General features: G+C 32.8%; 9 protein-coding genes and 1 riboswitch. Of the genes, 5 read left to right on the forward strand and 4 right to left on the reverse strand.

Going from position 1 to position 9753, the window contains the following annotated elements; genetic code table 11:
* Positions 1-81: 81 nt before the first annotated feature.
* Both NE544_RS11010 and NE544_RS11015 read right to left on the reverse strand, forming a co-directional pair.
* Positions 82-3339: an FtsX-like permease family protein gene (locus tag NE544_RS11010; protein WP_256269365.1), complete on the reverse strand. Its 3258-nt coding sequence runs from the start codon at positions 3337-3339 to the stop codon at positions 82-84.
* A gap of 1 nt (position 3340) precedes the next feature.
* Positions 3341-4045 (reverse strand): ABC transporter ATP-binding protein, encoded by a 705-nt coding sequence (locus tag NE544_RS11015; RefSeq protein WP_256269366.1) that lies wholly within the window; start codon positions 4043-4045, stop codon positions 3341-3343.
* A gap of 91 nt (positions 4046-4136) precedes the next feature.
* Here NE544_RS11015 and NE544_RS11020 point away from each other — a divergent pair, with 91 nt between their 5' ends.
* Positions 4137-4997: a DegV family protein gene (locus tag NE544_RS11020; protein ID WP_256269367.1), complete on the forward strand. Its 861-nt coding sequence runs from the start codon at positions 4137-4139 to the stop codon at positions 4995-4997.
* Between the two features lie 2 nt (positions 4998-4999).
* Positions 5000-5854: a DegV family protein gene (locus tag NE544_RS11025; RefSeq protein ID WP_118114931.1), complete on the forward strand. Its 855-nt coding sequence runs from the start codon at positions 5000-5002 to the stop codon at positions 5852-5854.
* Positions 5855-5904: 50 nt separating this feature from the next.
* Here NE544_RS11025 and NE544_RS11030 read toward each other — a convergent pair whose 3' ends face one another.
* Positions 5905-6558, reverse strand: coding sequence for a uracil-DNA glycosylase (locus tag NE544_RS11030; protein ID WP_118114950.1), 654 nt, complete (start codon positions 6556-6558; stop codon positions 5905-5907).
* Between the two features lie 69 nt (positions 6559-6627).
* Between NE544_RS11030 and NE544_RS11035 the strand changes: the two genes are divergently transcribed.
* From NE544_RS11035 to NE544_RS11045, 3 genes are read left to right on the forward strand one after another with little or no spacing between them, the layout of a single operon-like run.
* On the forward strand, positions 6628-7761 hold the full coding sequence (locus NE544_RS11035; RefSeq protein WP_256269368.1) for a folylpolyglutamate synthase/dihydrofolate synthase family protein: 1134 nt from the start codon (positions 6628-6630) through the stop codon (positions 7759-7761).
* A gap of 51 nt (positions 7762-7812) precedes the next feature.
* Positions 7813-8244 carry a MarR family winged helix-turn-helix transcriptional regulator gene (locus NE544_RS11040; protein ID WP_256269369.1) on the forward strand — a complete coding sequence of 144 codons (432 nt, stop codon included), beginning with the start codon at positions 7813-7815 and terminating at the stop codon, positions 8242-8244.
* Between the two features lie 58 nt (positions 8245-8302).
* On the forward strand, positions 8303-8920 hold the full coding sequence (locus NE544_RS11045; protein ID WP_256269370.1) for a flavin reductase: 618 nt from the start codon (positions 8303-8305) through the stop codon (positions 8918-8920).
* 14 nt (positions 8921-8934) lie between these two features.
* Here the strand turns inward: NE544_RS11045 and NE544_RS11050 are convergent, their stop codons facing one another.
* Positions 8935-9486: a folate family ECF transporter S component gene (locus tag NE544_RS11050; RefSeq protein ID WP_118012191.1), complete on the reverse strand. Its 552-nt coding sequence runs from the start codon at positions 9484-9486 to the stop codon at positions 8935-8937.
* A gap of 67 nt (positions 9487-9553) precedes the next feature.
* Positions 9554-9651, reverse strand: a riboswitch (THF riboswitch).
* Positions 9652-9753 lie beyond the last annotated feature (102 nt).

The following is a 9753-nucleotide window of genomic DNA, read 5'->3' on the forward strand; positions in this document are numbered from 1 at the left end:
CATTACCCTATGTAATCTTATAGCGTATCTAGACCCCAACTATTTTTATATAGTCCTTTTTAATACAAAAAAGCTGTGGGGTTATTCCACAGCTTTTAATGATTCAACCATTTGAATGTTATTTAATTTTTTATGCATGCACAAATTGATAATCGCATTGAAACCAATTGTCAACACAAAACTAATCACATAAGATATTGAATTGATTGTTCTACCAAACATAATATCATCCATTTCAGCTAAGTTCATAATCAAGTGATGTAATCCAACACCAATTACTAAACCAATCAATGAACCTAAAATGGTTAGTAGAACGGTTTCACGATTGATATATGCATCTACTTCTTTTCTTGTAAAACCAAGAACTTTAATTGTTGCAATCTCACGTTTTCTTTCAGAAATATTAACATTGCTTAGATTGTATAAAACTACAAATGCAAGACATGCTGCTGAAATAACAAGTACAACAACGATATAGGAAATACTACTAATCATGTCTTTAAAGTTTTTTTGTAGAGATGAATAGAAAGTTACACTCTGAACACCGTCAATATTCATAATTTTATTACCTAAATTACGTTCAAACTTCTTAGTTGTCTTTTTAGATTTAATCAAGTAAGTGTGCGATGTCTTCGCCTTGGTATTCCAACTATCATACAAAGCTTTGCTGACATATATATGATGACCAACATAATTTGTAAATACACCTTTGATTTTAGCTTTAATAACTTTATTATTGGCATCTTTAAATGTAATCATGTCTCCAGCCTTTTTATTCAATTTAGTAGCCATTTTTTGAGATATTAATACTGAAGAATCATCAATATCAAACTCTTTGTTACCGTTAAATAAAGTACAGAAATCTTTGAATTTATCATCATTTGAAATAATATGGACCGTAGTAGAAATGTCTTTATTGTCAATCTTCGTAGTTACTGCAAGATGATCTTCCTCATATACTTCTTTAACACCCTTTAAAGAATGGATTTGAGATGTCATTTCACTTGATTTGGCTGAAATTGTGGCATCATAGTGATAGATGACATTATATTGTTGATTTACAATATCAGAAATACTATCGTTAATACCAAAGCCAGCTACTAATAAGGCAGAACATCCTGCAATTCCTATAATTGTCATGAAGAATCGTTTTTTATAACGGAAAATATTTCTTGCGGTTACCTTCTGTAAGAAAGACAATCGTTTCCATATAAATGGAATTTTTTCAAGCATAATTTTCTTACCGGCTTTTGCAGCTTTAGGACGCATTAACTGACTAGGCATTTCAATTAATTCACTATAAATAGAATATAGTGTGGCTAGTAAAGTAATACCAGTTACAGAGCCACTGGCTAATAAGATAAGACCAGGCTGGAATAAAAAATGAATTTTTTCAATGTTATATAAAGTGTTCCAAGCATTAAAGATGACAGTTGGGAACAAATACATTCCTAAAGAACATCCTAAAATAGATCCTAAAACACTTGCACTAAATGCATAGATTATATATTTAAATGCAATTTGACTTTTTGAATAACCAAGAGCTTTTAAAGTTCCCATTTCATTTCTTTGTTCATCAACCATTCTTGTCATCGTTGTCATGCAAACTAGAGCAGCCACTAAGAAGAAGAATACAGGGAATACTTTCGCAATACCGTCCATACGATCTGCACAAGCACCATAATCACGATAAGAATAATGGGAGTCACGATTTAAAACAATCCATTTACCTTCCATCTTATCAATTTCTTCTTGTGCCTCATTTATTTCTCTTAATGCATCGTGTTTTCGAACATTAAACTCTGCTTTAGATAGTGCTAGCTTTTCCATGTTTGAATTTATTTCATTTTTGGCATCTTGAATTTTGGATACTCCATCCTCATATTGAGATTCACCATTTATTAAATTAACATAGGCACTGTTTAATTGATTTTTTGCATTTAATAACTGATTTAACTGAGATTGTAATTCAGCCTTTTTTGCGACACCTGCTTGGATTTGGTCAATCGCATCCTGAAGTTGTGGTATAGCCGCTTCTAACTCAGCTTTTTTAGCTATTGTACTGTCAATTTCAGCGATTTTTCCTTGCAGATATACTTTTCCATTGTTTAGGTTTTCAATTACTTTATTCTTTATAGCTTCAGATGATTCATCTGTAGTAGGCGTGTTTTGAGCCTTTTCAATTGAGATGTCTATCAAATCAATAGAATCTTGAATCATTTTACGTTGCATATTAAGATCATCCATTGCTGCATTAATTTGATTCAAACCATTTTCAGCTTGTTCTTTCTGAGACAATAACTCAGGAAGTTTTTGCTCACTCTCTTCAATTTGAGCAATCGCATTTTGTAAAGTAGGAATATTATCTAATAATTGTAAATTTGCATAATATTCATTCCACCCTTGATCAATTTGATTTTTAGAATTCTGAAGCTTAATTTCATTACTTTGAATCTCTGCAAGACCCGAATCAATCTTATCTTGAGCATCATTTAATTTATTTTCTGCATCATTCAATTCATCGTTTGCTTCCTGCTTTTTTTCATCTAATTCAGATTGATAAGACTGAATACGTACATCGATTTGTTTGTTTGCGATTTTTTTGATTCTTTTTAATACAGGATCAACAACATCAAAATATGCATCGCTATAACAATCTAATTCTTTAGCACCCTTAACACAAACATCAACTTCTGTATAATAATCCTTTAAAACATTTGAATTTTGTATATATATAAAAGAGTTTACCGTTCCTGATCCAATATTACTTGATCCTTTCTCATAAGATAAGTAATTCGGATTATAACAAGTACCTACAATTTTATATTTTGTGTTTTTCAAGGAGTTAGATAAAGCTTCATCTGTACCACTCTGTAATTTGATTGTATCTCCAATATGGAAAGTACCATATAATTTATTTGTAGCAGAACTAGCCTCAATCAAACACTCATTTTCTCTTTCAGGCATTCTTCCTTCGACTACACGGATCTTATTCATCTTTTGATCAATCTCATAAGAAATGACTTTAATGACCATTTGTGTAGAATCAATCTGAGACAATGTATCCATTGAAAAGTTTGGCTGTACGGATTTGACACCTTTTAATTTTTGAATGGCCTTTACATCTTTCTTGGTAAGTCCCAAAGTAGAATAGATTTGTATATCTTGAACATTATATGTATCAAAATACATATCGGCACTGTTTTTCATATCCGGTGCACTCGCTTTAATGCCGGCAAAGAATGCCACACCTATTGCGACAATACAAAGGATAGATAGAAAACGTCCGAGGGAGATTTTAATTTCACGGAAAATATCTTTTAAATAAGAAGAAGGCATATTAATACTCTATGTCATTTACATCCATAGGATGCTCATTACATGTAATACTTTCAATTTTTCCACTACGAACTTTAATGACCTTATCTCCCATTGGTGTTAATGCTAAGTTGTGGGTAATAACTATAACAGTTTTATTTTGCGTTCTACACGTATCTTGTAAGACCTTAAGAACCTGCTTACCTGTTTGATAATCCAAGGCACCTGTGGGTTCATCACAAAGTAAAAGCTTTGGGTTTTTAGCTAATGCCCTTGCGATTGCAACACGCTGCTGCTCACCGCCAGAAAGCTGGCTAGGGAAGTTGAACATTCTATCTTTTAGCCCAACAAGTTCTATAGTTTCATCTATATCAAGTGGTTTCTTACAAATTTGTGTTGCAAGTTCAACATTTTCGCGAAGAGTAAGATTTTGAACTAGATTATAAAACTGGAAAACAAATCCAACATCATATCTTCTATAAAGTGTCATATCCTTTTCTTTATAAGAACTGATTTCACGACCATCTACAATGATTCTTCCTTCACTGACAGTATCCATTCCACCCAGTAGATTTAGGATAGTACTTTTACCAGCACCACTGGCTCCTGCGATAATCACAAACTCGCCTTGTTGTATTTCAAAACTCACATCATCTAACGCATGTATGTCGATTTCGCCCATATGATAAGTCTTTTTTACATTTTTAAAAGAAATGAAAGCGCTCATACAAATCACCTCACACTAATTATATCAGACATTTGAGAAAATTAATATTTCATGTTAGGATTAGGATGATTTCAAAAAAAGGAGGGTTTTAATGAAGGTTCGAGTATTGACAGAAAGTGGTTGTGGATTAACCAAACAAGAAGCACAAGCGTTAGGAATTGATTTTTTACCTTTACAGGTTCAAATAGAAGATAAAACATATTTAGATGGGGTGAATTTAACCGTAGAAGAATTAAATTCATTCTTAGAAAGAGGCTTTATGCCTCAAACAAGCATGCCACCATTAGGCGATATTGAGTCTTTATTAGAATCATATAAAAATAATGGTATTACGGATGTTATTTTGATAACTCTATCAAATGGATTATCAGGAACAAATCAGGCAATACAGGCATCTGGTAAATGGCATGGGGTTAAAATTCATACATTAGATATCTATACTACTTTAGGAGTGGAAAAATATTTGGTGTTATCAGCTCAAAAATTAGTTGAACAAGAAATACACCCAGAAGAAATCATTTCACGTTTAAAAGACAGCGTAGATCATTCACGTGGTTTTTTAATTCCAGAAGATTTAGATCATCTAGCTAAGGGAGGACGATTAACTCCAATGGCAGCTAAGCTTGCAGGAATGTTGAAAATTAAACCAATCTTGGAAGTATCTAAAAATACGGAAGGAAAAGTCGATGTTTTTGATAAAGTACGTACAATGTCCAAAGCTATTAAAAAAGCTGTTAAAGTGATTTCAAAAGATGCGAATGCACAAGATTATGAATTTTATGTATTAAACGGAGAAAATCAAGAAGGTACACAAATTGCGATAGATGAGCTACACGATGTGTTTGGTGAAGACATTCAAATTCATACAGATCCAATGTATGCCGTTATTGCAGTACACACAGGATTAGGTGCTGTAGGCGTTCAATTTGTGAAAAAAGTAAAGGGGGCCTAGCCATGAAGATTGCATTTGTGACGGATACCGGAACAGGCCAGCATCCAGACTATTGGAAAGAAAAAGGAATTTATTGTCTTCCATTACAAATTACTTGTGATGGTGAATCAAAAGATGAATATACCGAAATTACATATTCAGAAGTGATTCAAAAATTACATGAGAAAAAGGTTTTAAAAACATCTTTACCAAGTTTAGGCAAAATTCAAGATTGTTTTGAAGAATTAAAAAATGAAGGATATGACACAATTTTTGCGGTTCCTATTTGTCGAGGATTATCCGGAACATTAGATTCTATGGAAATGATTGCGAATCAATTAGAAATGAAATTTGTAGGTGTTGACTGTTATTGCACAGCGGTTGAACAAGGATGTATGATTGAGACAGCTAAAAAGATGTATGAAGCAAACATTCCAATTGATGAAATTATTAAAAAACTACAAAGCATTGCGGATAGTTGTGAAACTGTGTTGTTGTGTGATGATTTAGATCATATGAAACGTGGTGGAAGATTGACACCGATGGCTGCCGCATTAGGTGGTTTATTGAAAATCAAACCTATTTTGCATATTGGTAAAAGTACAAATGGAAGAGTGGATGTATTAGATAAAGTACGTACAATGACACGTGCACAAGATCGTGTTATTAAGCACTTAAAAGAATTAAATGTAAATTCTGATTATACATTTATTGTTGCACATGTTGATGCATTAGAAGCAGCAAAAGAATATGCACAAAAGATTGAAAGCCAAATAGAAGGTGCTAAAGTAAAAGTAATCAATTTAGTAAGTGCAGTCGGAATTCATACGGGACTTGGCTGCTTAGCATTACAAGTGTTCAATGAAATGAAAGACTAGAAGTATCAAGAATGATGCTTCTTTTTTCTTTTGCACTATAAGAAAAACGCCTATATCCATTGGATAGGCGTTTCATTGTTTTTAATTAGATATTCATTCGCAAGCTTAAAATGATTGTTTCCAAAGAAACCTCGATAAGCACTTAAAGGACTTGGATGCGGACTTGTGAGAATTAAATGTTTTGGATTTGTTAGTAATTTCTTGGCTTGGATAGCCTTAGATCCCCATAATAAAAATACAACAGGGCCATCCTTTTCATTGATCCATCTTAAAGCTTCATTTGTAAAATTCTGCCAACCTTTATCTTGATGAGATAAAGGTTTATGCTCTTCAACTGTAAGGATAGTATTCATTAATAGTACTCCTTGTTTAGCCCAGTCGGTCAAATCACCCGTGCGATGTACAGGAGTTTGATACTCATTTTCTAGTTCTTTATACATGTTTTGTAAAGATGGAGGTAAAGGAAAGTTGCTTGGTACACTAAATGAGTAACCTTGAGCTTGTCCTGGACCATGATATGGATCTTGTCCTAAAATAACAACTTTTGTATCTTTTAAAGAAGTTGTTTTAAAGGCTGCAAAAATATTTTCTTTTGCAGGATAAATATTTTTTGTCTTATATTCCTTAGCTAAAAAATAGCGTAAATTTAGTAAATAATCTTTTTGTATTTCTTGATCAAACAGTTGATCCCAGTCGTTATGCATAATCATGTGATTCACTTCTTTCTTTAGTGATATAATAATACCATGAATGTACAAGAGAAAATTAATAAAATGGAAAATTGTCGTGGAAAAAACCATGACCTATTAGAATTCAGACAATGGCTAACGGATGCAATGCCAAATCATACAGCCTTAAAAAAGATTCAGGTAGCTGGTACAAACGGAAAGGGAAGTACTTCAATTTGGCTAAGAGATTTGTTGATGAGAAAAGGATATAAAGTAGGGGTTTTTACATCTCCACATTTGATTCATCATACAGAAAGAATACGCGTGAATGATACATGTATTACTTTAGCTGATTGGGAAAGAATCTATGATCAATATGAAGAGTTATTCTTATTACATAAGATGACAATGTTTGAAATGGATCTATGGATGTCAATGGCTTATTTTATTGAACAACAAGTTGATTACTGCATTATTGAAGCTGGGATGGGTGGTCGTTTGGATGCGACAACAGCTTTGGATTATAAAGCCTGCTTAATTACTAATGTAGGACTTGATCATACGGAATATTTAGGGGATACATTCGAACAAATCGCTTATGAAAAATCAGGTGTATTTAAACCAAATGTTCCTGCTCTGACAACCGAAGATAAACCGGAATGCCAAAAAGTAATGGAGCTTGTTGCAGATTATATGAAAACACCACTATGTTTTATTGATTGTCAAGAAACGGATGTATTGAGATGGAATGGTATGACATTTCATTTGAATCCACCATTATATCAGGCTAAAAATTTATCTCTAGCATTAGAAACGTTGAATGTACTGGGAATTTGGCTCGAAGAAAATGAAATTCAACAAGTAATTGATCATTTTCAATGGGCAGGCAGATATATGGTTCTTAGAAAAGATCCATTGGTTTTATTAGATGGAGCACACAATGTACATGGAATAACAGCGTTGACACAATCTTTGAAGGATTTTACAGGAAAGATTTATTTTTCGGTATTAAAAGAGAAGGACGCGCCACATATGATTGAATTACTTCAATCCATTAGTAAAGACATTACATTAGTAGAAATATCGAGTGCTCGTTTATATCCATTAGAAAAATTAGGGTATCCTATTATTACAGTAGATGAGTTGATCTCAAGACTTTTAGATACAAAAGAAGACAGTTTATTATGTGGTTCTCTATATTATGTAGGAGAAGTATTAGAAAAATGGGGCAATGTTTGACACGCCCTATTTTAGCGCTTACAATTGTTCTGCTGAGACTGGAGCGATAATATGTTTACAATTGAGGATTTTTTGCGTGTATCGAATCAAATGAGAGATTATTATGCAAAAAAAATAAAAGATAGTTTTCAAGAATTTAATTTTTCACCAAATGAAATATCTATCTTGATTGTTTTAAAGAATAATTCAACTATTACAACAAGTACGGAATTAAAAGTGGTGTTAGGCGTTTCAAAGACTCTGATTTCTAGAAGTGTTGATTCGTTGGAGAAAAAGGGACTTATTTGTACTTGCATAGATGAAAAAGATAGTCGAATACACCATTTACAACTAACAGATGAATGTAAACCTATTTTAAAGATTATTGATGAAGAGATTGGTAAAATCAATAAAACATTATTTAATGATGTGTCTGTAGAAGAAATGAAAAGCTTGAAGCAGACGATGAGTAAATTACAGAAGTGTGTTGAAGAAAGAAAATAGTTATATGGAATATAACCGCTAAACTTGCTACAATAGAAGTAACAAGGGAGGTGTTCTTATGGACAACACAGTTTTGTATGATCTTTCTTATGGTATGTATGCCGTGGGTGTAAAAGACAGCATGCGCGAATGCGGATGTATTGTGAATACTGTATTTCAGGTTTCTACGATAGGACCGCTAATTGCTTTGAGTATGAATAAGGATAATTATACTTGTTCATTAATTGAAAAAAGTAAGTGTTTTTCTTTATCAATCTTGCCTGAAACAATAGATTCACAAGTTATTTCGGATTTAGGTTTTCAAACAGGAAAAGATAAAGATAAGTGGGTAAAATTGAATCATCATTTGTTTAGAGAATTGCCTGTTGTAGATGATGCATTAGGATACATGATGTGTGAAGTACAAAGTCAGATGGATGCAGGAACACACTTTGTATTCTTGGCAAAAGTCGTTGATGCCAAGAAAGGTGATTTTGGTAAACCAATGACCTATGCGTATTATCATAATGTATTAAAACAGAGTGCTCCTGCGAAAGCACCTACATATAGAAAAGAAGAAAAGTGGGTATGCAGTGTTTGTGGATATGTATATGATGGGGATGATTTTGAAAGTGAACCAGATGATTATGTATGTCCAGTTTGTGGAGCTAAAAAAGACATGTTTAAATTGCAGTAAAAAAGGTGGACCTATTAACGGTTCACCTTTGGCTTTAATTGAATACATGTTTTCATTACTAAATATAAAATAACAACTTGGAATGGCAATGAAATTAAGTTTTTGATTAATTTCGGACTCGCAATAACTAAGAATGGTGTTCCCCATAACATCGATGTGAATAGTGTGTTTAAGAATAAACTAACAACTACATCATATGTAATACGACATAAAATGACGCGAATCCAAGTGATTTTTTTGCAGTTATAGAAGTATGCTGAGAAAATACATGCACTTGCCATAGTAGAAATCATAAAGATTGGATAATATGCACCCACAGGTTTGACCATGTAATTGACTAAATCTAGTAATGGTGCAAGCACTAAGTTTGGAACAGGTCCATAAAGTAAGCAGCTGGCAGCTGTCGCAATGGAAGCAAAGCCTAGTTTTAACTGGTTTGTGATTTGGATGGATCCAAATAAGTTAAGAATAACATTTAGGGCAAAAAATAATGCCACACCTACGATAACACGCACGTTTTTTAATGAGCGTGCATTTTCTTTTAACATTACAAAGTATTGATTCATATATAAAAAGACCTCCTTTTTCCATATTGCGATACAAAAAAAGAAAGTCTTTAATTTTTTCGATCACAACAGCGGGATGCAAAATATGTACCGCAAGAATAACTTTTCGTTCCTTAACCAACTCCCCGTGTTAAAGACACTTAACGCACATATTTTTACTCTGTATGTAGTTGAATTATATGTATTAAAAAGAGATCTGTCAACAGATCTCTTCAGACTGTTGACAAAGTGACTGTCGACAGTCTTTTTAAAATCTGATAGAATATC

The sequence above is a fragment of the Holdemanella sp. MSK.7.32 genome (assembly GCF_024460475.1).
Lineage (GTDB): Bacteria > Bacillota_I > Bacilli_A > Erysipelotrichales > Erysipelotrichaceae > Holdemanella.

Coding starts and splice junctions, on each gene's coding strand:
- NE544_RS11010 (WP_256269365.1), bottom strand. CDS start 3,339: ATGCCTTCTTCTTATTTAAAAGATATTTTCCGTGAAATTAAAATCTCC.
- NE544_RS11015 (WP_256269366.1), bottom strand. CDS start 4,045: ATGAGCGCTTTCATTTCTTTTAAAAATGTAAAAAAGACTTATCATATG.
- NE544_RS11020 (WP_256269367.1), top strand. CDS start 4,137: ATGAAGGTTCGAGTATTGACAGAAAGTGGTTGTGGATTAACCAAACAA.
- NE544_RS11025 (WP_118114931.1), top strand. CDS start 5,000: ATGAAGATTGCATTTGTGACGGATACCGGAACAGGCCAGCATCCAGAC.
- NE544_RS11030 (WP_118114950.1), bottom strand. CDS start 6,558: ATGCATAACGACTGGGATCAACTGTTTGATCAAGAAATACAAAAAGAT.
- NE544_RS11035 (WP_256269368.1), top strand. CDS start 6,628: ATGGAAAATTGTCGTGGAAAAAACCATGACCTATTAGAATTCAGACAA.
- NE544_RS11040 (WP_256269369.1), top strand. CDS start 7,813: ATGTTTACAATTGAGGATTTTTTGCGTGTATCGAATCAAATGAGAGAT.
- NE544_RS11045 (WP_256269370.1), top strand. CDS start 8,303: ATGGACAACACAGTTTTGTATGATCTTTCTTATGGTATGTATGCCGTG.
- NE544_RS11050 (WP_118012191.1), bottom strand. CDS start 9,486: ATGAATCAATACTTTGTAATGTTAAAAGAAAATGCACGCTCATTAAAA.